The following is a 22,108-nucleotide window of genomic DNA, read 5'->3' as shown; positions in this document are numbered from 1 at the left end:
ATAGGAATCAATTTCCACTGTAATCACCCGCATGGCCCTCGCAACTTGCTGCGAGGGCCATGTGCAGTCCGCTTCAGGGCAAGGGCTGCGGGCCCCTCACTCCACCGTCACCGACTTCGCCAGGTTCCGCGGCTGATCCACCTCGTTGCCCCGCGCGGTCGCCAGCTCACACGCGAACACCTGCAACGGCACCGTGGCCACGAGCGGCTGAAGGAGCGTCGGGGTCGCCGGGATGCGGACCAGGTGGTCGGCGTACGGGACGACCGCCTCGTCGCCCTCCTCCGCGATGACGATCGTGCGCGCACCCCGCGCCCGGATCTCCTGGATGTTGGAGACGATCTTGTCGTGCAGGACGGAGCGGCCCTGCGGCGACGGGACGACGACCACCACCGGCAGGTCCTCCTCGATCAGCGCGATCGGACCGTGCTTCAACTCGCCCGCCGCGAAGCCCTCCGCGTGCATGTACGCCAGTTCCTTGAGCTTGAGCGCACCCTCCAGCGCCACCGGGTAGCCCACGTGCCGGCCGAGGAACAGCACCGTCTTCTTCCCGGCGAGGGAGCGCGCGAGCGCCCGTACCGGCTCCATGGTCTCCAGGACCCGGTCGACCGCACCGGCGATCCGCGACAGGTCCCGGATGACGACGCTCACCTCGTCGCCCCACTTGGTGCCCCGCACCTGGCCCAGGTAGAGCGCGACCAGGTAGCAGGCGACGAGCTGCGTGAGGAACGCCTTGGTCGAGGCGACCGCGACCTCCGGGCCGGCGTGGGTGTACAGCACCGCGTCCGACTCGCGCGGGATGGTCGAGCCGTTGGTGTTGCAGATCGCCAGCACCTTGGAGCCCTGCTCGCGGGCGTGCCGCAGCGCCATCAGGGTGTCCATGGTCTCGCCGGACTGCGAGATGGCGATCACCAGGGACCGCGCGTCCAGGATCGGGTCCCGGTAACGGAACTCGCTCGCCAGCTCCACCTCGCACGGGATGCGCGTCCAGTGCTCGATGGCGTACTTGGCGATCATCCCGGCATGGAAGGCCGTACCGCAGGCGACGATGACGACCTTGTCCAGCTCGCGCAGTTCGGAGGCGCTGATGCGCAGCTCGTCCAGGGTCAGCGAACCGGCCGCGTCGATACGGCCCAGCAGCGTATCGGCGACCGCCTTGGGCTGCTCGGCGATCTCCTTGAGCATGAAGTAGTCATAACCCCCCTTTTCCGCGGCCGACGCGTCCCAGTCGACGTGGTAGGAGTGCACCTCGGCCGGGCGGCCGTCGAAGCCGGTCACCGTGACCCCGTCGCGGCGCAGCTCCACCACCTGGTCCTGACCCAGCTCGATCGCCGACCGCGTGTGGGCGATGAACGCGGCGACGTCCGAGGCGAGAAAGGCCTCACCGTCTCCAACGCCCACCACCAGCGGGGAGTTCCGGCGCGCGCCCACGACCACGTCCGGCTCGTCCGCGTGCACGGCGACCAGCGTGAACGCGCCCTCCAGGCGCCGGCACGCCAGCCGCATCGCCTCGGCGAGGTCGCCGCTGGAGGAGTACTCCTCGGCGAGCAGGTGCGCGACCACCTCGGTGTCGGTCTCGGAGGCCAGGTCGTGGCCGCGCTCGGCCAGTTCGGCGCGCAGGGCGGCGAAGTTCTCGATGATGCCGTTGTGGACGACGGCGACCCGGCCCGCGTTGTCGAGATGCGGGTGGGCGTTGGCGTCCGTGGGGGCGCCGTGCGTGGCCCACCGGGTGTGTCCGATGCCCGTGTGCCCGGTCGGCAGCGGGTGCTCGACCAGCTCCTTCTCGAGGTTGACCAGTTTTCCGGCCTTCTTCGCGGAGGCGAGCCCGCCGTCCGCGAGCATGGCGACACCCGCCGAGTCGTACCCCCGGTACTCCAGGCGCTTCAGTCCGGCCATCACCACGTCGAGCGCCGACTGCGATCCCACGTATCCCACGATTCCGCACATGAGCGGCAGCCTAAGGGCTGTCAGCGACTGCCAGCGGTCGGAACGGCCTTGATCCTGCCCGAATTCGGAAATTCTCGCCGGGGTTCGAGGCGTTGGAGAGGCGCCGGAGGGACACCCGAAGGGCGCTTAAACAGCGCGGCTCAGCGGCGGCGCGGCTCCGGCGCCTCCAGACCGAAGGACGCGCTGTTCAGCCAGCGTCGCATCCGCAGCGCCATCGGCCGCTCGACGAACCGGTGCACGAGATAGGCCAGCAGCACCAGGCCCGCCACCGAACTCACGACCAGCACCCGCGGATCCACCCGGTCGCCGTAGCGGTACACGATGGTCATGCCGATCACGTCGTGCAGCAGGTACAGCGGGAAGGTCATCGTCCCCGCGACCGACAGCCACCGCCAGCGGATCCGGCTCGTCCAGCCGAGCGCGATCGCGGCGATCAGGGCGAAGAACACGGTGATCACCAGGACCAGCCAGCCGCGCCACGGCGACCAGGCGTCCCAGTTGACGCGGCCGCCGTTGGGGGACAGCAGGAAATGCAGCGCCAGCAGCCACGACATGAGCACGATCCCCCACAGCAGCGGCGTCGACCGGAACCGGTGCATCAGATAGAAGGCTATGCCCGCGATGAAGTACGGCGCGGAGTTCTGGTTGACCAGCAGCGTCAGCAACGGGATGTGCGCGGCGGGCGCCAGCACCGCGGCGACCGTCCAGATCCCGCAGAAGATCGCCACCCGCTGGTAGGTGAGCCCCTTCCACACCACCACCGCGAAGGTGAGGTAGAAGCACAGCTCCGGCCAGAGCGTCCAGTAGACCGAGTCCAGGTCGTCCACGCCGAGCGGCTTCTGGAGCATCGTGAGGTTGGCGAAGACCACCCGTGGGTTGGGATGTCCGAAGGGGGTGTCGACCAGGTAGATCACGGCCGCCGACACCACGACCCCGATCCAGTACATCGGGTACAGCCGGGTCACCCGCGAGATGAAGAAGTCCCGCGGCGAGCGGCCCCAGGCGCTCATACAGATGACGAACCCGCTGATCAGGAAGAACAGGTCGACGCCGAGCCGGCCGTAGGCGAAGTAGCCGTGCGAGTCGGGGAACAGGGCCTGGTACGGGCGGCCCCAGATGTTCTCTACCGTCACCGGCGCCTGGCCGACGAAGTGGAAGAACACCACGGCCAGCGCCGCCAGGAACCGCAGTCCGTCCAGCGCGGCCAGCCGGGACCCGTGATCCGGGGACCGCGCACCGGACGTCCGCGCCGCGGGAGGCGCGGCCAGGGACGGTACGTCGGATCCGGCCGGCGTTCCGCTGCCTTCTGCCGTGGCCGTGCCGACCGGTCCTACGTGATCCGTCTGGGTCATCCGTCCACCGCTTCCGGTGTCATCCGCTGAACTGGGGCCGTAAGGCCCCCACCTTCACACGGCATCCGGGGAAACGGAAAAACCCGCTCCCGCCGCCCGCGGCCTTTCGGCCCCGACTCCCCAGGCAGGCGCACCGCCCCATCCGCCGGGCGTGACCGACCCCACGCTCCGGTCTGTTCGAACTCCGTTAACAATGGACTGTGATCTCACCGGTCTCCTCGATGCCCCGGAGCGCCCACCGGCACAGGCCGGAGGCGACTCCCTACGTCGACCTCACCCGAGCCGAGTGGAGCGCGCTGCGCGAGAAGACGCCGCTGCCGCTCACCGCGGAGGAGGTCGAGAAGCTGCGCGGCCTCGGCGATGTCATCGACCTCGACGAGGTGCGTGACATCTACCTCCCGCTGTCCCGGCTCCTCAACCTCTACGTCGGCGCCACCCACGGGCTGCGCGGCGCGCTCAACACGTTCCTCGGCGAGAAGGGCTCCCAGTCGGGCACGCCCTTCGTCATCGGCGTGGCGGGCTCGGTCGCCGTCGGCAAGTCCACCGTGGCCCGCCTCCTCCAGGCGCTGCTGTCCCGCTGGCCCGAGCACCCGCGCGTCGAGCTGGTGACGACGGACGGCTTCCTGCTGCCGACGACGGAACTCCAGGCCCGCGGCCTCATGTCGCGCAAGGGCTTCCCCGAGTCCTACGACCGCCGCGCGCTCACCCGCTTCGTCGCCGACATCAAGGCCGGCAAGGACGAGGTGACGGCGCCCGTCTACTCCCACCTCATCTACGACATCGTCCCGGGCGAGAAGCTCACCGTCCGGCGCCCCGACATCCTCATCGTCGAGGGCCTCAACGTCCTCCAGCCCGCGCTGCCCGGCAAGGACGGCCGCACCCGGGTCGGCCTCGCGGACTACTTCGACTTCAGCGTGTACGTCGACGCGAGCGCCGAGGACATCGAGAGCTGGTACGTCAGCCGGTTCCGCAAGCTGCGCGCGACGGCCTTCCAGGACCCGTCGTCGTACTTCCGCAAGTACACCCAGGTCTCCGAGGAGGAGGCCCTGGACTACGCCCGCACCCTCTGGCGGACCATCAACAAGCCCAACCTGGTGGAGAACATCGCCCCGACCCGCGGCCGCGCCGGCCTCATCCTCCGCAAGGGCGCCGACCACAAGGTCCAGCGCCTGAGGCTGCGCAAGCTGTAGCGGCCTCGGGTGAACGGGCTCCGGGACCCGGCTGCTAAAAAGGCGTCATGCTGCATCTGCGCCTGATCACCCCGGCCCGCCTGACCGACGACGTGGTCCGTGTGATCGAGGGGACGGTCGGCGCCACCCACCTCGTGGTCGTGCCGGGTGCCGCCCGCAACCCCGCCGGGGACGTCGTCATGTGCGACGTGGCCCGGGAGGCGGGCGACGAGCTCATCGGCGAGCTCCGGGCGCTGGGCCTGGACGCCGACGGCTCGATCGCCGTCGAGAGCATCGACCTGTCGCTGTCCCGGCGGGCCGACGAGGCGAGGGACGAGGCGCCCGGCGAGGGTGCGGACGCGGTGCTGTGGGAGCACCTCACCGACGTGACGCACGAGGAGTCGACGCTCTCGGTCACCTACGTCGCCTTCCTCACCCTCGCCACGATGATCGCGGCCTGCGGTGTGGTGCTCGACAACGCGATCCTCATCGTGGGCGCGATGGCGGTGGGTCCGGAGTTCGGACCGCTGGCCGGCCTGTGCACGGCCCTGGTCCAGCGCGCCCCGCGGCTGGCACTCCGCTCGCTGGCCGCGCTGCTGGTCGGCTTCGCGGTGGCGATGCTGGTGACGGTCGGCTTCACCTGGTTCCTGGACGCCGTCGGCCTGATCACGAAGGTCCAGCTGGAGGCCGAGCGGCCCAACACGAACTTCATCTACCGGCCGGACGCGTTCTCGTTCGTGGTCGCCGTCCTCGCGGGCGCCGCCGGCACCCTGTCGCTGACGTCGGCGAAGTCGAGCGCGCTGGTGGGCGTGGCGATCTCGGTCACGACGGTCCCGGCGGCGGCCAACGCCGCCGTGGCCTTCACCTACAGCGAGTACAAGCAGGCCTGGGGCTCCACGGAGCAGCTCCTGCTGAACCTGCTGGGCATCGTCCTGGCCGGCACCCTCACGCTCCTGGCCCAGAAGTTCTTCTGGGCCAGGAATCGTCAGCGTGCCGCCGAACTCCGTTAGCCAAGGGCGGACTTCACCGCGTCGGCGAGGCGGCCGGCCACCGACCGCGCCTGCTCGATGTCGGCGGCCTCGACCATCACGCGCACCAGCGGCTCGGTGCCGGAGGAACGGAGCAACACCCGCCCGGTCGTGCCCAGTTCACGCTCGGCCTCGGTGACCGCGGTCGCGAGGTCCGCGGAGGTCCGCACGCGGGACTTGTCGACGTCCGGGACGTTGATGAGCACCTGCGGCAGCCGCTCCATGACCGACGCGAGGTCGCGCAGCGTACGGCCGGTCTGCGCGACGCGGGCCGCGAGCAGCAGGCCGGTCAGCGTGCCGTCGCCGGTGGTGGCGTGGTCGAGGATGATGACGTGCCCGGACTGCTCGCCACCGAGGGCGAAGCCGTGCTTCTTCATCTCCTCCAGGACGTAGCGGTCGCCGACCGCGGTCTGCACGAGGCGGATGCCCTCGCGCTCCATGGCCAGCTTGAAGCCCAGGTTGGACATGACCGTCGCGACGACGGTGTCGGAGCGCAGCTCGGCACGCTCCCGCATCGCCAGCGCGAGCACGGCCAGGATCTGGTCGCCGTCGGCCTCGTCGCCGCAGTGGTCCACGGCCAGGCAGCGGTCGGCGTCGCCGTCGTGCGCGATGCCGAGGTCGGCGCCGTGCTCGATGACGGCGGCCTTGAGCTTGTCCAGGTGGGTGGAGCCGCAGCCGTCGTTGATGTTGAGGCCGTCCGGCTCGGCGCCGATGGTGACGACCTCGGCACCCGCGCGGGCGAAGGCGGCGGGAGAGACACCGGCGGCCGCGCCGTGCGCCTCGTCGAGGACGATCTTCAGCCCGTCGAGCCGGTTCGGGAGGACACCGAGGAGGTGGGTGACGTACTGCTCGAAGCCTTCGTCGTACGACCGCACGCGTCCGACGCCCGCACCGGTGGGCCGCTCCCAGGGCTCACCGTGCCGGTGCGACTCGTACACGGCCTCGATCCGGTCCTCCAGATCGTCGGCCAGTTTGTGGCCGCCGCGGGCGAAGAACTTGATGCCGTTGTCCGGCATGGCGTTGTGGCTCGCGGAGAGCATGACACCGAGGTCGGCGCCGAGCGCGCCGGTCAGATGCGCCACCGCGGGCGTCGGCAGCACGCCGACGCACAGGACGTCCACACCGGCGCTCGCCAGGCCCGCGACCACGGCCGCCTCCAGGAACTCGCCGGACGCGCGCGGATCCCGGCCCACCACAGCCCTGGGCCGGTGGCCCTCGAAGGTGCCCGCCTCGGCCAGTACGTGGGCCGCCGCGACGGAGAGGCCGAGCGCCATCTCGGCCGTCAGGTCCGCGTTGGCGACACCGCGTACACCGTCCGTGCCGAAGAGTCGTCCCACTTGTCCTCCTGAGGAAGCGTCAGTTGTGGCAGGCGCCTTGACGTGCGATCACATCAGCCTCTGAGCGTCTTGTGTCGTTATACGCCTTCCGCCTGTGATAAACGAACGCCCCGGCGGCACTGTGGCGTGCCGCCGGGGCGTTCGGAGTACCTGCAGGCAGCGAGATCAGCGCTTGCTGTACTGCGGGGCCTTACGGGCCTTCTTCAGACCGGCCTTCTTGCGCTCGACCGCACGGTCGTCGCGCTTGAGGAAGCCGGCCTTCTTCAGGGCGCCGCGGTTGTTGTCGACGTCCGCCTCGTTCAGCGCACGGGCGACACCCAGACGGAGCGCACCGGCCTGACCGGAGACACCGCCACCCGCGATGCGGGCGATGACGTCGTAGCGGCCCTCGAGCTCGAGCACCTTGAAGGGCTCGTTGACTTCCTGCTGGTGCACCTTGTTCGGGAAGTAGTCCTCGAGGGTGCGACCGTTGATCTTCCACTTGCCGGTGCCCGGAACGATCCGGACGCGGGCGATGGCGTTCTTGCGACGGCCCAGGCCGGCGGCCGGCTGGGCCTCGCCGAAGCGGGACGCCATGGACTCCGAGGTGTACTCGCCCTCGACGGGGAGCTCGGTCTCGGTGGTGTAGCTCTCGATGTCGACAACCTCGGTCTCTTCGACCGGCTGCTCAACGGTGGTCTCGGCCACGATTCTCCTCAGATTCTCTTCAGTCTTAGGGGGTGGCCGGAATTACTGCGCGACCTGGGTGATCTCGAACGGCACCGGCTGCTGGGCAGCGTGCGGGTGCTGGTCGCCCGAGTAGACCTTCAGCTTCGAGAGCATCTGACGGCCCAGGGTGTTCTTGGGGAGCATGCCCTTGACGGCCTTCTCGACGGCCTTCTCGGGGTTCTTCGCGAGCAGCTCGTCGTAGCGGACGGAGCGCAGACCACCCGGGTAGCCGGAGTGGCGGTACGCCATCTTCTGGGTCCGCTTGTTGCCGGAGAGGTGCACCTTGTCGGCGTTGATGATGATGACGAAGTCACCAGCGTCGACGTGGGGGGCGTAGATCGGCTTGTGCTTGCCACGGAGGAGGGTGGCGGCGGTGGTCGCGAGACGACCCAGGACGACGTCCTGAGCGTCAATAACGTGCCACTGGCGCGTTACATCGCCGGGCTTGGGGCTGTACGTACGCACGGTTCGTAGCCTTCGCTTCTTCAGTGAGTGGTCCTGACAGGTCACCGAAGACGATCACGACAGCCCTGACCGCACTGCGGTGACGCATACCGCGCGCTGGTCGCTGGTCATCGGCCCGGTGGACCGGTGTAAGGGCCGGTTCCGTGAGAAGAGCCAAGCCAATACACAACGAAGAAGCAGAATACCCGCGTTTCCACGGTCGGGTCAAAACGCGCCCCGAGCTGCGCACTGTCGCCGGCCGACACCGCCGCCGCCCGGACCCCCGCACGGGGCCTGAACAGGCGTGTCCGCAAAGGCGGGACGCGCTCATCTAAGATGCGCCCCATGACTTATGGGCAGGGGGGACCCCAGTCCCAGTGGGATCCCTGGAAACCGCAATCCCAGCAGCCCTGGAGCAGCGACGGCGACCAGACCCCGGACTGGGCCGCGCTCGCCGAGGCCTCGGAGACGCGGAACAAGAGGCGCAGACTGCTGTTCATCGCAGGCGGCGCGCTCGCGACCGTCGCGGTCGGCGCGGCCGTGGCTATGGCCGTGGTCTCCGCGAACGACAAGAACGACGCCTCGGGCAATCCCACCGGCCTGCCCTCGACGGCGGCGATCCCCAGCGGCTCCGCCGCCGAGCCGTCCTTCGCGCCCACCAGCGCCCCGCCGCCGCTGGACCCCAAGGACTTCATAGCCAGCGCGAAGAAGGACACGGCACCGCTCAGCGCCCGCATCCTCTTCCCCGGAACCCAGCTGACCATGGGCGAGACCCTGTACAAGAAGGGCCCCGTCACCGAGACGAAGAACTGCGCCTCGGCCGCCCAGGGCACGCTCCCCAAGATCCTCAGCAGCAACGACTGCACCCGCCTGATGCGCGTCACCTACGTCAAGGACGACGTCGCGGTCACCGTCGGCGTCGCCGTCTTCGACTCCGAGGCCCAGGCCTCGCGGGCCAAGGGCCAGGCGGACACGAAGAGCATCGTGAAGTCGCTCTCCGGCAGCGGCGTCAGGAACTTCTGCGACTCGGCCGTCTGCCGCTCGACCACCAACTCGCTCGGCCGCTACGCGTACTTCACCATCACGGGCTTCACCACCGGCAAGGACGTCACCACGAAGGACACCAGGGTGTTCTCCACCGGCGACGACCTGGCCGAGTTCACGTTCCGGCAGATCCGCCGCCGGGGCGAGGCCCAGGCCTCCGCGGCGGCGGCGAACAGCTAGCGACGCCCTCACCCCACCGACTGTCGGGCCGGCCTCACCCAGCGTGGGCGCCGGCCCTTGTCAGTGGCAGGTCTCACAACCGCGGGCGGCGGGCAGCGAGCGCTTGTTGCGCGCCTCCTTGTTCCGCGCGGCGAGCAGCTCGTCGGCCGGGTAGCCGACCTCCTCCAGCGTCAGCCCGTGCGGCCGTACGACGTGCACCGCGGAGTCCCTGACACCCGCGGCCAGCACCTTCCCCGGCCACTCCGGACCCCGGTGGCCGTCGCCCACGAACAGCAGCGCCCCGATCAGCGAGCGCACCATGTTGTGGCAGAAGGCGTCCGCGCGGACCGTCGCCGTGATGATCCCGTCGGCGTCGCGCACCAGGCTCAGCTCCTGCAGCGTGCGGATGGTGGTCGCACCCTCCCGCTTCTTGCAGTACGCGGCGAAGTCGTGCTCCCCCAGCAGCGCCCGCGCGGCCTCGTTCATGGCGTCCACGTCGAGCGGCCAGTCGTGCCACAGCACGTGGCCCCGCAGCAGCGGGTCGACGCCGCCCGGGTTGTCGGTGACGCGGTAGGCGTAGCGCCGCCAGATCGCCGAGAAGCGCGCGTTGAACCCCTCGGGGGCCTCGGTCAGGCTCCAGATCCGTACGTCCTTCGGCAGCCGCCCGGCGAGCCGCTTCAGCAGCTTCTCCCGGTGCTCTGCCCACAGCTCCACGGGCAGGTCGACATGCGCCACCTGTCCGCGCGCGTGCACCCCGGCATCCGTACGCCCGGCCACGGTCAGCTCGTACGTCGTGTCCCCGGACCGCGTCACGGTGCGCAGCGCGTCCTCGATCTCGCCCTGCACGGTCCGCCGGCCGCCGGCCTGCTTGGCCCAGCCGTGGAAGTCGGTGCCGTCGTAGGACAGATCGAGGCGGATGCGTACGAACCCGGGCTGTGCTTCGTCACTCACTGAAGAATCCTCTCAGGGCAGCGCCCCCTGGAAAAAACGCGAAAGCGGGCCCGCCCCGAAGGGCGGACCCGCTCAGCACGAGGTGATGCCTCAGGCGTCCGTGGACTCCGTGGCGGCCTCGTTGGCCTGCTCGGACTCCTTGACCGCACGCTTGGTGGCGGCCTCGGCCTCGCCGGTCGCCTGCTGGGCGACCGTCAGCGCCTCGACCAGCTCGATGACGGCCATGGGCGCGTTGTCGCCACGACGGTTACCGATCTTGGTGATGCGGGTGTAACCACCGGGGCGGTTCTCGTACCGCGGGCCGATCTCGGTGAAGAGCGTGTGGACGATGCCCTTGTCCGTGATGACCTGGAGCACCTGGCGGCGGTTGTGAAGGTCACCCTTCTTCGCCTTGGTGATCAGACGCTCGGCGTACGGGCGCAGGCGGCGGGCCTTCGCCTCGGTGGTGGTGATGCGGCCGTGCTCGAACAGCGACTTCGCGAGGTTCGCGAGGAGCAGCTTCTCGTGCGCGGCGCTGCCGCCCAGACGGGCACCCTTGGTGGGCTTCGGCATTGTTTCTCCTAGGTGTCTGCCCCGGCCGTGTCAGGTACCGGAGTCAGTATCCGAGCAGGCGGTCGCCTGTCGGAGACCCGCGCCCCAAAGGGGCGCGGGGAACTGCGCGACCAGCCGAAGCCGGCCGGCAGCCGAAGTACGGCCCTCCTCGCGGAGCGCTCAGTACTGCTCGGTCTCGACGAAGCCCGCGTCCGCGTCGTCGTCCGCGCCGAAGGCGTCCGCGGCGGCGGTCGGGTCGAATCCGGGCGGGCTGTCCTTGAGGGCCAGGCCCATGCCGGCCAGCTTCGCCTTGACCTCGTCGATGGACTTCGCACCGAAGTTGCGGATGTCCAGCAGGTCGGCCTCGGAGCGGGCGACGAGTTCACCCACGGAGTGGATGCCCTCACGCTTGAGGCAGTTGTAGGAGCGGACCGTGAGCTCCAGCTCCTCGATCGGCAGCGCGAGGTCAGCGGCCAGGGCGGCGTCCGTGGGGGACGGGCCCATGTCGATGCCCTCGGCGTCGATGTTCAGCTCACGGGCGAGACCGAACAGCTCGACCAGGGTCTTACCGGCCGACGCCATGGCGTCACGCGGACGCATGGCCTGCTTGGTCTCGACGTCGACGATCAGCTTGTCGAAGTCGGTGCGCTGCTCGACACGCGTGGCCTCGACCTTGTACGTGACCTTCAGCACCGGCGAGTAGATCGAGTCGACCGGGATACGACCGATCTCCTGGCCCAGCTGCTTGTTCTGCACGGCGGAGACGTAGCCGCGACCGCGCTCGACGGTCAGCTCCATCTCCAGCTTGCCCTTGCCGTTGAGCGTGGCGAGGACGAGGTCGGGGTTGTGCACCTCGACACCGGCCGGGGGCGCGATGTCGGCGGCGGTGACCAGACCCGGGCCCTGCTTGCGCAGGTACATCACGACCGGCTCGTCGTGCTCCGAGGAGACGACCAGCTGCTTGATGTTGAGGATCAGGTCGGTGACGTCCTCCTTGACGCCCGGCACGGTGGTGAACTCGTGCAGGACACCGTCGATGCGGATGCTGGTGACAGCAGCGCCGGGGATCGACGACAGGAGGGTACGGCGCAGGGAGTTGCCGAGGGTGTAGCCGAAGCCCGGCTCCAGCGGCTCGATCACGAACCGGGAGCGGAACTCGTCGACGACCTCTTCGGTCAACGAGGGACGCTGAGCGATCAGCATGGATTTGAGTCCTTCAGTCAGGGGCGCCCGCTATTTGACGCCCGACCATGTACTGCAAGGGTACGGGCGGCACGGCCCTTTTACGGTGCCGTACCGCCCGGAACCAGCCAGCTGAAGCAGCCGTGCGTCAGACGCGGCGGCGCGGAACACCCCCGCTACTGCGGGGAACGCGCCGCACTGGGTCAGACGCGGCGGCGCTTCGGCGGACGGCAGCCGTTGTGCGGGGTCGGGGTGACGTCCTGGATGGAGCCGACCTCGAGGCCCGTGGCCTGCAGGGAGCGGATCGCGGTCTCACGACCGGAACCCGGGCCCTTGACGAACACGTCGACCTTGCGCATGCCGTGCTCCTGAGCGCGGCGGGCAGCCGACTCGGCGGCCATCTGCGCGGCGAACGGCGTGGACTTCCGGGAACCCTTGAAGCCGACGTGGCCGGCGGAGGCCCAGGAGATCACGTTGCCGGACGGGTCCGTGATCGAGACGATCGTGTTGTTGAACGTGCTCTTGATGTGCGCGTGGCCGTGAGCGACGTTCTTCTTTTCCTTGCGGCGCACCTTCTTGGCAGCGCCCTGACGTCCCTTGGGGGGCATCTACTTAACTCCTACGGGAGGTGGTCGGTCCTACAGCGAAGACCGTGGACAGGTGTCCGCTGCGGACTACTTCTTGCCCGGCTTCTTCTTGCCGGCGATGGCGCGACGCGGGCCCTTGCGGGTACGAGCGTTGGTGCTGGTGCGCTGACCGCGGACGGGCAGACCGCGACGGTGACGGAGACCCTGGTAGCAACCGATCTCGACCTTGCGGCGGATGTCGGCCTGGATCTCGCGACGAAGGTCACCCTCGGTCTTGATGTTGTTGTCGACGTACTCGCGGATCGCGACCAGCTGCTCTTCGCTGAGGTCACGAACGCGGGTGTTCGGGTCGACGCCGGTCGCAGCCAGCGTCTCCTGCGAGAGGGTCCGGCCGATGCCGAACACGTAGGTGAGGGCGACCTCCACGCGCTTTTCGCGCGGGATGTCAACACCGGAAACGCGTGCCATTCAATGGCTCCTGGTGAATCTTCGGAGGTCTTCCGCAGAGCCGGCTCCCGGCCGCCGTACTAGGTACGAACCGAGTCCCCGGCCTCCGAACCGGGGGTGTCGAGCTGGATGGCTCGGGCCCTGCGTATGAACATATTCAGCTTGCGTCGCGCGAATCTCTGCGAAGGCAGAGGGATCGGTCGTGCGTCAGCCCTGGCGCTGCTTGTGGCGCGGGTTCTCGCAGATGACCATGACCCGACCGTGACGGCGGATCACCCTGCACTTGTCGCAGATCTTCTTGACGCTCGGCTTGACCTTCATTAGTGAGGTTCTCCGGGTCAGTGCCACCGCCTCGCGAGAAGCGAGACGAAGACAAGATCTACTTGTACCGGTAGACGATCCGGCCACGCGTCAGGTCGTACGGAGACAGCTCCACCACGACCCGGTCGTCAGGGAGGATGCGGATGTAGTGCATACGCATCTTGCCGCTGATGTGTGCCAGAACCTGGTGGCCGTTCTGGAGCTCGACCCTGAACATGGCGTTCGGAAGAGACTCGACGACAGTGCCCTCGATCTCGATGGCACCTTGCTTCTTGGCCACGCTTCGCCCTTCGAATCGACTACCTTGATCGACTCCCACACTTTCCCTTACGGGCGCATGCGGACATGCGGGTGCACGAGAGCCGACGAGTCAGTCTACGTCAGCGCACCCGGAAAGACGAATCGGGGAAGTCTGCCCATTGAGACGATCCTTACGCCAGCGGATCGGGGGCAGCCGTGATGCCGTACTCGGCCAGCTTGGCCTTACCGGCGTCGGGGGCCGTGAGGACCAGAAGGCCCTGTTCGGTGAGGGCGACGGAGTGCTCCCAGTGGGAGGACCAGGTGCCGTCGGTGGTGATGACCGTCCAGTCGTCCTCGAGGACCTCGGTCTTCGGGGTGCCGAGGGAGACCATCGGCTCGATGGCCAGGCAGAAGCCCGGCACCAGCTTGCTGCCCTTGCCGCGCCGGCGCTCGACGTAGTTCAGCAGGTGCGGGTCCATGTGCATCTCGGTGCCGATCCCGTGGCCGCCGTAGTCCTCGATGATCCCGTAGCGGCCGCCGCCCAGCTTGGGCTGGCGGCGGATGTAGGTCTCGATGGCGCGGGAGATGTCGACGAGCCGGTTGCCCACCTTCATCGCGGCGATGCCGGCCCACATCGACTCCTCGGTCACCCGGGACAGCTCGACCAGTTCGGGAGCGTGGCCGGAACCCACGAAGGCGGTGAAGGCGGCGTCGCCGTGCCAGCCGTCGACGACGGCACCGCAGTCGATGGAGATGATGTCGCCGTTCTTCAGAACGACGTCGTCCGAGGGGATGCCGTGGACGACGACCTCGTTGACGGAGGTGCAGATCGTCGCGGGGAAGCCGCCGTAGCCGAGGAAGTTCGACTTGGCGCCGTGCTCCGCGAGCACCTTGCGCGCGACCTCGTCCAGGTCCTTGGTGCTGGCGCCGGGAACCGCGGCCTCCCGGGTCGCCGCGTGGATCGCGGCCACGACCAGCCCCGCCTCACGCATCTTGGCGATCTGCTCGGGGGTCTTGATCTGCACCATGGGGGGCCTGCGCTCTCCGTCACTCACGTCAACACGTTTACCTACACAACAGTACGGCCGCGGTGCCCCCAGGGCGCCGCGGCCGAACGGCCCGGGGACTACTTCGCGTCGTCCCCGTCACGCTTCAGTGCTTCCAGCGCCCGCTGCGTGATCTCGTCCACGGGGCCCAGGGAGGAGATCGTGACGACCAGGCCCTGCGCCTTGTAGTAGTCGATGATCGGCTCGGTCTGCGTGTGGTAGACCTCGAGCCGCTTGCGGACGGTGTCCTCGGAGTCGTCGTCGCGCTGGTACAGCTCGCCGCCGCAGACGTCGCAGACGCCCTCCACCTTGGCCGGGCTGTACGTCTCGTGGAAGACGTGGCTGGAGTCCTTGCGGCAGATGCGGCGGCCCGCGATGCGCTTGACCACCTCGTCCTCGGGGACCTCCAGGTCCAGCACCGCGTCGAGCTTCATGCTCTCCGTGGTGAGCAGCTCGTCCAGGGCCTCGGCCTGCGAGACGTTCCGCGGGAAGCCGTCGAGCAGGAAGCCGCCCTCGGCGTCCGGCTGCTCCATGCGGTCCTTGGCCATCGCAATGGTGACCTCGTCGGGGACGAGGTTGCCGGCGTCCATGTAGGACTTCGCGAGCTTGCCCAGCTCCGTCTGCTGGCTGATGTTGGCCCGGAACAGGTCGCCCGTGGAGATGTGCGGGATGCCCAGCTTCTCGGCGAGACGCACGGCCTGCGTTCCCTTACCGGCGCCAGGAGGCCCGACGAGGACGATTCGCATCAGCGGAGGAACCCTTCGTAATTGCGCTGCTGGAGCTGGCTCTCGATCTGCTTCACCGTCTCGAGACCGACACCCACGATGATCAGGATGCTGGTGCCACCGAACGGGAAGTTCTGGCTTGCCCCGAAGCCAACCAACGCCATCGTCGGCACGAGAGCGATCAGACCCAGATACAGCGAACCCGGCCAGGTGATCCGGTTGAGTACGTAGCTGAGGTACTCGGCGGTCGGTCGGCCAGCCCGGATACCCGGGATGAAGCCACCATACTTCTTCATGTTGTCCGCGACTTCCTCGGGGTTGAAGGAGATCGCGACGTAGAAGAAGGCGAAGAAGACGATCAGAAGGAAGTACAGGGTGATGTAGATCGGGTGATCACCCTTGGTCAGGTTCTGCGTGATCCACTGCTTCCAGCCCGAGTTGCCCCCGGCGAACTGAGCGATCAGCGCCGGGATGTACAGCAGCGACGAGGCGAAGATCACGGGGATGACGCCCGCCTGGTTGACCTTCAGCGGGATGTAGGTGGACGTGCCGCCGTAGGACCGGCGCCCGATCATGCGCTTCGCGTACTGCACGGGGATACGGCGCTGGGCCTGCTCGACGAAGACGACCAGGGCCACCATGACGAGGCCGACCAGGATGACGGTGCCGAACTCGATCCAGCCGCCGGCCAGGGTGCCCGTCTTCTTGATGGCCCACAGCGCGGACGGGAACGTCGCGGCGATCGAGATGAACATCAGGATCGACATGCCGTTGCCGATGCCGCGGTCGGTGATGAGCTCGCCCAGCCACATGACGACGGCCGTACCGGCGGTCATGCAGATGACCATCGTGATGGTCGTGAAGATCGCCTGGTCGGGAACGATGCTCGACGCGACCGTGCAGCCCGAGAACAGGGCGCCGCTGCGGGCGGTGGCGACGAGGCCGGTGCCCTGCAGGATGGCGAGTGCCACGGTCAGATAACGGGTGTACTGCGTGATCTTCGCCGTGCCGGACTGGCCCTCCTTCTTGAGGGCTTCCAGACGCGGGATGACCACGGTCAGCAGCTGAAGAATGATGCTGGCCGTGATGTACGGCATGATGCCGAGCGCGAACACCGTGATCTGGAGCAGTGCGCCGCCGCTGAACATGTTGACGAGACCGAAGAGACCCTGGTTGCCCGAGGCCTCGTTCACGCACTGCTGAACAGCCTTGTAGTTGACGCCGGGGATCGGGATGTGGGTACCGAGCCGGTAGACCACGATGATGCCCAGCGTGAAGAGCAGCTTCTTGCGCAGGTCGGGCGTCCTGAACGCCCGGGCGAACGCGGTGAGCACGGTGCCTCCTGCGACCCCCGCGCTACTGCGTCAAGGGTGACGGTCTGAGGATTCGACAAATACGTAACGGACAACTGCCGCTCAGAGTGCCCCATGGGGAGCACCCATCGAAAGTGGGCAGTGCAGGCCACCTTACCGGCGAGACCGCCCCCCTTGGAACGACCAACCGGGGATACCCCTTTTGTGGGGTATCCCCGGTAGGGATCGCTCAGGTCATCAAGACGCCTGAAGAACTCAGACGAGCTCGGTGACCGTACCGCCGGCGGCGGTGATCTTCTCCTTGGCGGAGTCGGAGACGGCGTCGACCGTCACCTGCAGCGCCACGGAGATCTCGCCCTGGCCCAGGACCTTGACGAGGCTGTTCTTGCGAACGGCACCCTTGTCGACGAGACCCTGGACGGTGACCTCTCCACCCTGCGGGTAGAGCGCGGCCAGCTTGTCCAGGTTGACGACCTGGTACTCGGTCTTGAACGGGTTCTTGAAGCCCTTCAGCTTCGGAAGACGCATGTGGAGGGGCATCTGGCCACCCTCGAAGCGCTCCGGAACCTGGTAACGGGCCTTCGTACCCTTGGTACCACGACCGGCCGTCTTACCCTTCGACGCCTCACCACGACCCACACGGGTCTTGGCGGTCTTGGCGCCCGGGGCGGGACGGAGGTTGTGGATCTTGAGCGGGTTCTGCTCCGCCATGATCAGTCGACCTCCTCAACCGTCACGAGGTGGCGGACGGTGTGCACCATGCCGCGGAACTCGGGGCGGTCCTCCTTGACGACCTGCGTGTTGATGCCCTTGAGACCAAGGGACCGCAGGGTGTCGCGGTGGTTCTGCTTGCTGCCGATGTACGACTTCACCTGCGTGATCTTGAGCTGTGCCATTACGCACCAGCCCCGGCACGCGCACGGAGAAGAGCCGCGGGGGCGACGTCCTCGAGGGGCAGACCACGGCGAGCCGCGATCTCCTCGGGACGCTGCAGGCCCTTCAGGGCCTCCACGGTCGCGTGCACGATGTTGATCGCGTTGTCGGAGCCGAGCGACTTCGACAGCACGTCGTGGATACCGGCGCACTCGAGCACGGCGCGCACCGGACCACCGGCGATAACACCGGTACCCGGGGACGCGGGCTTGAGCAGCACGACGCCGGCAGCCTTCTCACCCTGAATGGGGTGCGGGATGGTGCCCTGGATACGGGGGACCTTGAAGAAGTGCTTCTTGGCCTCCTCAACACCCTTGGCGATGGCGGCCGGCACCTCCTTGGCCTTGCCGTAACCGACACCCACGGTGCCGTCACCGTCGCCCACCACGACCAGCGCGGTGAAGCTGAAGCGACGACCACCCTTCACAACCTTGGCGACGCGGTTGATCGCGACGACGCGCTCAACGTACGCGGTCTTCTCGGCGGCAGCAGCGCCGCCGTCACGGCCCTTCCGGTCCCGCCGCTCGCCGCCACCGGCACCGCCACCGCGGCGCTGGGGTCCAGCCATTGGAATTACCTCTCTCTGTTTCCGCTAGCTACGGAACCGGCTCAGAACTTCAGGCCGGCTTCGCGGGCGGCGTCCGCCAGGGCGGCGATGCGCCCGGCGTACTGGTTGCCACCACGGTCGAACACGACAGCCTCGACACCGGCGGCCTTGGCACGCTCGGCGACCAGGGCGCCGACCTGCTTGGCCTGCGCGGACTTGTCGCCCTCGCCGCCACGGACCGACGCGTCCAGGGTGGACGCGGAGGCCAGGGTGTGGCCCTTGAGGTCGTCGATCACCTGCGCCACGATGTGGCGGTTGGAGCGGGTCACGACCAGACGCGGACGCTCCGCCGTACCGGAAAGGTTCTTGCGAATCCGGATGTGGCGGCGCTTGATCGCGGCGCGCTTGTAAGCGTCGCCCTTGAGGATCTTCTGCCCGTATGCCATGGCTTACTTACCCGCCTTTCCGACCTTGCGGCGGATGACTTCGCCCTCGTACTTGACGCCCTTGGCCTTGTACGGGTCGGGCTTGCGCAGCTTGCGGATGTTGGCCGCAACCTCGCCGACCTTCTGCTTGTCGATGCCCTCGACCTGGAAGCGGGTCGGGGTCTCCACCTTGAAGGTGATGCCCTCGGGCGCCTCGACGACGATCGGGTGGCTGTAGCCGAGCGCGAACTCGAGGTTCGAGCCCTTGGCCGTGACGCGGTAACCGACACCGCTGATCTCGAGCTTCTTCACGTAACCCTGGGTCACGCCGGTGATCATGTTCGCCACCAGCGTGCGGGACAGGCCGTGGAGGGCCTTGTTCTGACGCTCGTCGTTCGGACGAGTGACGTTCAGAACGCCGTCCTCATCCTTGACGATGTCGATCGGCGCGACGACGGTGTGGGTCAGCGAGCCCTTGGGGCCCTTGACCGAGACCGTACGGCCGTCGATGGTGACGTCCACGCCGGCGGGAACCGTGATGGGGAGCTTGCCAATACGCGACATAGCTGTTTCCTCCGTTCCCTTCCGTTACCAGACGTAGGCGAGAACTTCTCCGCCTACGCCCTTCTTGCCGGCCTGCTTGTCGGTGAGGAGCCCGTGGGACGTGGAGATGATCGCCACGCCGAGGCCACCCAGAACCTTGGGCAGGTTGGTGGACTTCGCGTAAACCCGGAGACCGGGCTTGGAGATCCGCTTGATGCCCGCGATGGAGCGCTCACGGTTCGGGCCGAACTTCAGCTCGAGAACGAGGTTCTTGCCGACCTCGGCGTCCTCGGTCTTCCAGCCCGTGATGAAGCCCTCCTGCTGGAGGATCTCCGCGATGTGCGACTTGATCTTCGACGCCGGCATCGTCACGGAGTCGTGGTATGCCGAGTTCGCGTTACGCAGACGCGTAAGCATGTCTGCGATCGGATCAGTCATGGTCATGAATTGGCCTTCGGCCTCTCTCGCCGGGGTTTCCTGGTGCGCCATCCCTCTCCTCGATCCGAGACGAGGCGGGTGCGGTGCGGTGGACCTACGGCGTAGTAAGTCGTACGGGCGCGACAGGCGCCCAACCCCACAAGCCTAAGGCATGGGGGGATGGGCCCTGTCGACCCAGATGCTTACCGAGAGCTTCCGGAATCCCTGATGAGGGGGATTACCAGGAGCTCTTGGTCACGCCCGGCAGCTCGCCACGGTGAGCCATCTCACGAAGGCACACGCGGCACAGGCCGAACTTGCGGTACACGGAGTGCGGGCGGCCACAACGCTGGCAGCGGGTGTAGCCACGCACACCGAACTTGGGCTTGCGAGCAGCCTTAGCGATCAGAGCCTTCTTCGCCATCTCGCTCACGCCTCCTTGAACGGGAAGCCGAGGTGACGAAGGAGCGCGCGGCCCTCAGCGTCGTTGGTCGCCGTGGTGACCACGGTGATGTCCATACCCCGGACGCGGTCGATCTTGTCCTGGTCGATCTCGTGGAACATGACCTGCTCCGTGAGACCGAAGGTGTAGTTGCCACGGCCGTCGAACTGCTTGGGGGACAGGCCGCGGAAGTCGCGGATGCGCGGGAGCGCGAGCGACAGGGTGCGGTCCAGGAACTCCCACATGCGGTCGCCACGGAGCGTGACGTGAGCACCGATCGGCTGACCCTCGCGCAGCTTGAACTGCGCGATGGACTTGCGGGCCTTGGTGACGGCCGGCTTCTGACCGGTGATCGTGGTGAGGTCGCGGATGGCGCCCTCGATCAGCTTGGAGTCGCGGGCGGCGTCGCCCACACCCATGTTGACCACGATCTTGACGAGGCCGGGAATCTGCATGACGTTCTCGTACTTGAACTCGTCACGCAGCTTGCCCGCGATCTCCTCGCGGTACTTCTGCTTCAGACGCGGAGTGGTGGTGGTAGCCATCAGATGTCCTCACCCGTCCGCTTGGCAACGCGGATCTTGTTGCCTTCGTCGTCGAAGCGGTAGCCGACACGCGTGACGACCTTGTTGCCGTCCTTCTCAACGACCAGCTGGACGTTGGAGACGTGGATCGGCGCCTCGGTCGTGACGATGCCGCCGGCCTGCGAACCGCTGGCGGTCGGACCGGCCTTGGTGTGCTTCTTGACCCGGTTGACACCCTCGACCAGGACGCGCTCCTCGCGCGGGAAAGCGGCAATGACCTTGCCCTGCTTGCCCTTGTCCTTACCGGTGATGACCTGGACCAGGTCGCCCTTCTTGATCTTCATGCTTACAGCACCTCCGGCGCGAGCGAGATGATCTTCATGAACTTCTTCTCGCGCAGCTCACGGCCGACGGGGCCGAAGATACGGGTGCCGCGAGGGTCGCCGTCGTTCTTCAGAATGACGGCGGCGTTCTCGTCGAAGCGGATGTACGAGCCGTCCTGACGGCGACGCTCCTTGACGGTGCGAACGATGACCGCCTTGACGACGTCACCCTTCTTCACGTTGCCACCGGGGATCGCGTCCTTGACGGTGGCGACGATGACGTCACCGATGCCCGCGTAGCGGCGACCGGAGCCACCGAGCACACGGATGCAAAGGATCTCCTTCGCACCAGTGTTGTCGGCGACACGCAGTCGCGACTCCTGCTGGATCACGTCTATCTCCTGTTTGTCTGCCGGTTCCCGGCAGGGGCTTCCTCTTTACGAGGTGGGGCCCCTGCCGAGCCTGGCGGAACTGACCTGCGGGTTTTCTCCGCAGGAATTACTTGGCCTTCTCGAGGATCTCGACGATGCGCCAGTGCTTGCTGGCGGACAGCTTCCGGGTCTCCATCAGGAGGACGCGGTCGCCGACGCCGGCAGCGTTCTGCTCGTCGTGCGCCTTGAGCTTGTTCGTACGGCGGATGACCTTGCCGTACAGCGGGTGCTTCACGCGGTCCTCGACGGCGACGACGACGGTCTTGTCCATCTTGTCGCTGACGACAAGACCCTCACGGGTCTTCCGTGCGTTGCGCTCGGTCTGCTCAGTCACGTTCTTCTCGCTCATCAGGCGTTCTCCACCGTTTCGATGCCCAGCTCACGCTCGCGCATCAGGGTGTAGATCCGCGCGATGTCCTTGCGGACCGCCTTCAGACGGCCGTGGTTCTCGAGCTGGCCCGTCGCCGCCTGGAAGCGGAGATTGAACAGCTCTTCCTTGGCCTCGCGGAGCTTCGCAAGAAGCTCCTCGTTGCCCAGCTCGCGCAGCTCGGACGCCTTGGTACCGGCCGACATCACGCTTCACCTGCCTCGCGCTTGACGATCCGGCACTTCATCGGCAGCTTGTGAGCCGCACGAGTGAGGGCCTCACGCGCAATCTTCTCGTTGGGGTACGACAGCTCGAACATGACGCGTCCGGGCTTGACGTTGGCGATCCACCACTCCGGCGAACCCTTACCGGAACCCATGCGGGTCTCGGCAGGCTTCTTGGTGAGGGGACGGTCCGGGTAGATGTTGATCCAGACCTTGCCGCCACGCTTGATGTGGCGGGTCATCGCGATACGAGCCGCCTCGATCTGGCGGTTCGTGACGTAGGCCGGGGTCAGCGCCTGGATGCCGTACTCGCCGAACGCAACCTGCGTTCCACCCTTGGCCATACCACTGCGCTTCGGGTGGTGCTGCTTGCGGTGCTTGACCCTACGGGGGATCAGCATTTC

The 22,108-nt window shown here is 67.5% G+C and carries 31 protein-coding genes; 3 read left to right on the top strand and 28 right to left on the bottom strand.

The features are described 5' to 3' along the window. Nucleotides 1–96 precede the first annotated feature (96 nt). Both glmS and QFZ74_RS18860 read right to left on the bottom strand, forming a co-directional pair. Nucleotides 97–1,944, bottom strand: coding sequence for a glutamine--fructose-6-phosphate transaminase (isomerizing) (gene glmS / locus QFZ74_RS18865; RefSeq protein WP_307621966.1), 1,848 nt, complete (start codon nucleotides 1,942–1,944; stop codon nucleotides 97–99). Nucleotides 1,945–2,084: 140 nt separating this feature from the next. Further along, nucleotides 2,085–3,296, bottom strand: a complete 1,212-nt coding sequence (locus tag QFZ74_RS18860; RefSeq protein WP_307621965.1) for an acyltransferase — start codon at nucleotides 3,294–3,296, stop codon at nucleotides 2,085–2,087. Between the two features lie 221 nt (nucleotides 3,297–3,517). Here QFZ74_RS18860 and coaA point away from each other — a divergent pair, with 221 nt between their 5' ends. After that, nucleotides 3,518–4,486 (top strand): type I pantothenate kinase, encoded by a 969-nt coding sequence (gene coaA / locus QFZ74_RS18855; protein WP_307624195.1) that lies wholly within the window; start codon nucleotides 3,518–3,520, stop codon nucleotides 4,484–4,486. Nucleotides 4,487–4,533: 47 nt separating this feature from the next. Continuing rightward, on the top strand, nucleotides 4,534–5,475 hold the full coding sequence (locus QFZ74_RS18850; protein ID WP_307621964.1) for a DUF389 domain-containing protein: 942 nt from the start codon (nucleotides 4,534–4,536) through the stop codon (nucleotides 5,473–5,475). On the opposite strand, the gene glmM is transcribed toward QFZ74_RS18850, so the two are convergent. From glmM to rplM, 3 genes are all read right to left on the bottom strand, one after another. After that, nucleotides 5,472–6,830 carry a phosphoglucosamine mutase gene (gene glmM, locus QFZ74_RS18845; protein WP_307621963.1) on the bottom strand — a complete coding sequence of 453 codons (1,359 nt, stop codon included), beginning with the start codon at nucleotides 6,828–6,830 and terminating at the stop codon, nucleotides 5,472–5,474. The genes QFZ74_RS18850 and glmM overlap by 4 nt on opposite strands. 165 nt (nucleotides 6,831–6,995) lie before the next feature. Beyond that, nucleotides 6,996–7,517: a 30S ribosomal protein S9 gene (rpsI, locus tag QFZ74_RS18840; RefSeq protein WP_307621962.1), complete on the bottom strand. Its 522-nt coding sequence runs from the start codon at nucleotides 7,515–7,517 to the stop codon at nucleotides 6,996–6,998. Between the two features lie 42 nt (nucleotides 7,518–7,559). After that, the gene (gene rplM / locus QFZ74_RS18835) at nucleotides 7,560–8,003 is read right to left on the bottom strand and encodes a 50S ribosomal protein L13 (RefSeq protein WP_276110719.1); all 444 of its coding nucleotides are present in this window, start codon (nucleotides 8,001–8,003) and stop codon (nucleotides 7,560–7,562) included. Between the two features lie 324 nt (nucleotides 8,004–8,327). On the opposite strand from rplM, the gene QFZ74_RS18830 reads away from it, so the two are divergent. Continuing rightward, nucleotides 8,328–9,206, top strand: a complete 879-nt coding sequence (locus QFZ74_RS18830; protein ID WP_307621961.1) for a hypothetical protein — start codon at nucleotides 8,328–8,330, stop codon at nucleotides 9,204–9,206. Nucleotides 9,207–9,266: 60 nt separating this feature from the next. Here QFZ74_RS18830 and truA read toward each other — a convergent pair whose 3' ends face one another. The 23 genes from truA to rplP form a co-directional block, all read right to left on the bottom strand. Then, entirely contained in the window at nucleotides 9,267–10,136 is an 870-nt protein-coding gene (gene truA, locus QFZ74_RS18825; protein WP_307621960.1) for a tRNA pseudouridine(38-40) synthase TruA, read from the bottom strand. A gap of 90 nt (nucleotides 10,137–10,226) precedes the next feature. Beyond that, nucleotides 10,227–10,688, bottom strand: coding sequence for a 50S ribosomal protein L17 (gene rplQ, locus QFZ74_RS18820; protein ID WP_307621959.1), 462 nt, complete (start codon nucleotides 10,686–10,688; stop codon nucleotides 10,227–10,229). Nucleotides 10,689–10,847: 159 nt separating this feature from the next. Next, nucleotides 10,848–11,870 carry a DNA-directed RNA polymerase subunit alpha gene (locus tag QFZ74_RS18815; protein ID WP_069171149.1) on the bottom strand — a complete coding sequence of 341 codons (1,023 nt, stop codon included), beginning with the start codon at nucleotides 11,868–11,870 and terminating at the stop codon, nucleotides 10,848–10,850. 182 nt (nucleotides 11,871–12,052) lie between these two features. Continuing rightward, nucleotides 12,053–12,457 (bottom strand): 30S ribosomal protein S11, encoded by a 405-nt coding sequence (gene rpsK / locus QFZ74_RS18810; protein ID WP_003956432.1) that lies wholly within the window; start codon nucleotides 12,455–12,457, stop codon nucleotides 12,053–12,055. A gap of 66 nt (nucleotides 12,458–12,523) precedes the next feature. Then, the gene (rpsM, locus tag QFZ74_RS18805) at nucleotides 12,524–12,904 is read right to left on the bottom strand and encodes a 30S ribosomal protein S13 (protein ID WP_030811707.1); all 381 of its coding nucleotides are present in this window, start codon (nucleotides 12,902–12,904) and stop codon (nucleotides 12,524–12,526) included. Between the two features lie 186 nt (nucleotides 12,905–13,090). Next, nucleotides 13,091–13,204, bottom strand: a complete 114-nt coding sequence (gene rpmJ / locus QFZ74_RS18800; protein WP_003998809.1) for a 50S ribosomal protein L36 — start codon at nucleotides 13,202–13,204, stop codon at nucleotides 13,091–13,093. A gap of 58 nt (nucleotides 13,205–13,262) precedes the next feature. Next, nucleotides 13,263–13,484: a translation initiation factor IF-1 gene (gene infA, locus QFZ74_RS18795; protein WP_004927214.1), complete on the bottom strand. Its 222-nt coding sequence runs from the start codon at nucleotides 13,482–13,484 to the stop codon at nucleotides 13,263–13,265. Nucleotides 13,485–13,635: 151 nt separating this feature from the next. Then, nucleotides 13,636–14,472 (bottom strand): type I methionyl aminopeptidase, encoded by an 837-nt coding sequence (gene map, locus QFZ74_RS18790; protein WP_307624194.1) that lies wholly within the window; start codon nucleotides 14,470–14,472, stop codon nucleotides 13,636–13,638. A 98-nt stretch (nucleotides 14,473–14,570) separates the two neighbouring features. Continuing rightward, nucleotides 14,571–15,236 carry an adenylate kinase gene (locus QFZ74_RS18785; protein ID WP_307621958.1) on the bottom strand — a complete coding sequence of 222 codons (666 nt, stop codon included), beginning with the start codon at nucleotides 15,234–15,236 and terminating at the stop codon, nucleotides 14,571–14,573. Then, nucleotides 15,236–16,549 carry a preprotein translocase subunit SecY gene (secY, locus tag QFZ74_RS18780; RefSeq protein ID WP_307621957.1) on the bottom strand — a complete coding sequence of 438 codons (1,314 nt, stop codon included), beginning with the start codon at nucleotides 16,547–16,549 and terminating at the stop codon, nucleotides 15,236–15,238. The genes QFZ74_RS18785 and secY overlap by 1 nt, the downstream gene beginning before the upstream one ends. Before the next feature lie 234 nt (nucleotides 16,550–16,783). After that, nucleotides 16,784–17,239 carry a 50S ribosomal protein L15 gene (rplO, locus tag QFZ74_RS18775; RefSeq protein ID WP_307621956.1) on the bottom strand — a complete coding sequence of 152 codons (456 nt, stop codon included), beginning with the start codon at nucleotides 17,237–17,239 and terminating at the stop codon, nucleotides 16,784–16,786. Between the two features lie 2 nt (nucleotides 17,240–17,241). Further along, nucleotides 17,242–17,424: a 50S ribosomal protein L30 gene (rpmD, locus tag QFZ74_RS18770; RefSeq protein WP_003974250.1), complete on the bottom strand. Its 183-nt coding sequence runs from the start codon at nucleotides 17,422–17,424 to the stop codon at nucleotides 17,242–17,244. Beyond that, nucleotides 17,424–18,029, bottom strand: a complete 606-nt coding sequence (gene rpsE / locus QFZ74_RS18765; protein ID WP_009190144.1) for a 30S ribosomal protein S5 — start codon at nucleotides 18,027–18,029, stop codon at nucleotides 17,424–17,426. Before rpsE ends, rpmD begins: the two co-directional genes overlap by 1 nt. A gap of 41 nt (nucleotides 18,030–18,070) precedes the next feature. After that, nucleotides 18,071–18,454 (bottom strand): 50S ribosomal protein L18, encoded by a 384-nt coding sequence (gene rplR, locus QFZ74_RS18760; RefSeq protein WP_053661883.1) that lies wholly within the window; start codon nucleotides 18,452–18,454, stop codon nucleotides 18,071–18,073. Between the two features lie 3 nt (nucleotides 18,455–18,457). Further along, complete coding sequence (rplF, locus tag QFZ74_RS18755; RefSeq protein WP_307621955.1) at nucleotides 18,458–18,997, bottom strand: 50S ribosomal protein L6; 540 nt, start codon at nucleotides 18,995–18,997, stop codon at nucleotides 18,458–18,460. Nucleotides 18,998–19,021: 24 nt separating this feature from the next. Further along, nucleotides 19,022–19,420 carry a 30S ribosomal protein S8 gene (gene rpsH / locus QFZ74_RS18750; protein WP_026248232.1) on the bottom strand — a complete coding sequence of 133 codons (399 nt, stop codon included), beginning with the start codon at nucleotides 19,418–19,420 and terminating at the stop codon, nucleotides 19,022–19,024. A 211-nt stretch (nucleotides 19,421–19,631) separates the two neighbouring features. Further along, on the bottom strand, nucleotides 19,632–19,817 hold the full coding sequence (locus QFZ74_RS18745) for a type Z 30S ribosomal protein S14 (protein WP_003948630.1): 186 nt from the start codon (nucleotides 19,815–19,817) through the stop codon (nucleotides 19,632–19,634). Between the two features lie 5 nt (nucleotides 19,818–19,822). Further along, the gene (rplE, locus tag QFZ74_RS18740; protein ID WP_016434630.1) at nucleotides 19,823–20,380 is read right to left on the bottom strand and encodes a 50S ribosomal protein L5; all 558 of its coding nucleotides are present in this window, start codon (nucleotides 20,378–20,380) and stop codon (nucleotides 19,823–19,825) included. Further along, entirely contained in the window at nucleotides 20,380–20,703 is a 324-nt protein-coding gene (rplX, locus tag QFZ74_RS18735) for a 50S ribosomal protein L24 (RefSeq protein ID WP_058923760.1), read from the bottom strand. The genes rplE and rplX overlap by 1 nt, the downstream gene beginning before the upstream one ends. Before the next feature lie 2 nt (nucleotides 20,704–20,705). Next, nucleotides 20,706–21,074 carry a 50S ribosomal protein L14 gene (gene rplN, locus QFZ74_RS18730; RefSeq protein ID WP_003956455.1) on the bottom strand — a complete coding sequence of 123 codons (369 nt, stop codon included), beginning with the start codon at nucleotides 21,072–21,074 and terminating at the stop codon, nucleotides 20,706–20,708. Nucleotides 21,075–21,180: 106 nt separating this feature from the next. Continuing rightward, nucleotides 21,181–21,462 (bottom strand): 30S ribosomal protein S17, encoded by a 282-nt coding sequence (gene rpsQ, locus QFZ74_RS18725; RefSeq protein ID WP_307621954.1) that lies wholly within the window; start codon nucleotides 21,460–21,462, stop codon nucleotides 21,181–21,183. Next, on the bottom strand, nucleotides 21,462–21,686 hold the full coding sequence (gene rpmC, locus QFZ74_RS18720) for a 50S ribosomal protein L29 (RefSeq protein ID WP_007494763.1): 225 nt from the start codon (nucleotides 21,684–21,686) through the stop codon (nucleotides 21,462–21,464). Before rpmC ends, rpsQ begins: the two co-directional genes overlap by 1 nt. Further along, nucleotides 21,686–22,105, bottom strand: a complete 420-nt coding sequence (rplP, locus tag QFZ74_RS18715; RefSeq protein WP_030811678.1) for a 50S ribosomal protein L16 — start codon at nucleotides 22,103–22,105, stop codon at nucleotides 21,686–21,688. The genes rpmC and rplP overlap by 1 nt, the downstream gene beginning before the upstream one ends. Between the last annotated feature and the right edge of the window lie 3 nt (nucleotides 22,106–22,108).

The organism is Streptomyces sp. V3I7, from assembly GCF_030817495.1.
Lineage (GTDB): Bacteria > Actinomycetota > Actinomycetes > Streptomycetales > Streptomycetaceae > Streptomyces.
Note: the sequence above shows the minus strand (reverse complement) of the source record. Positions and strands in the feature narration are given on the sequence as shown.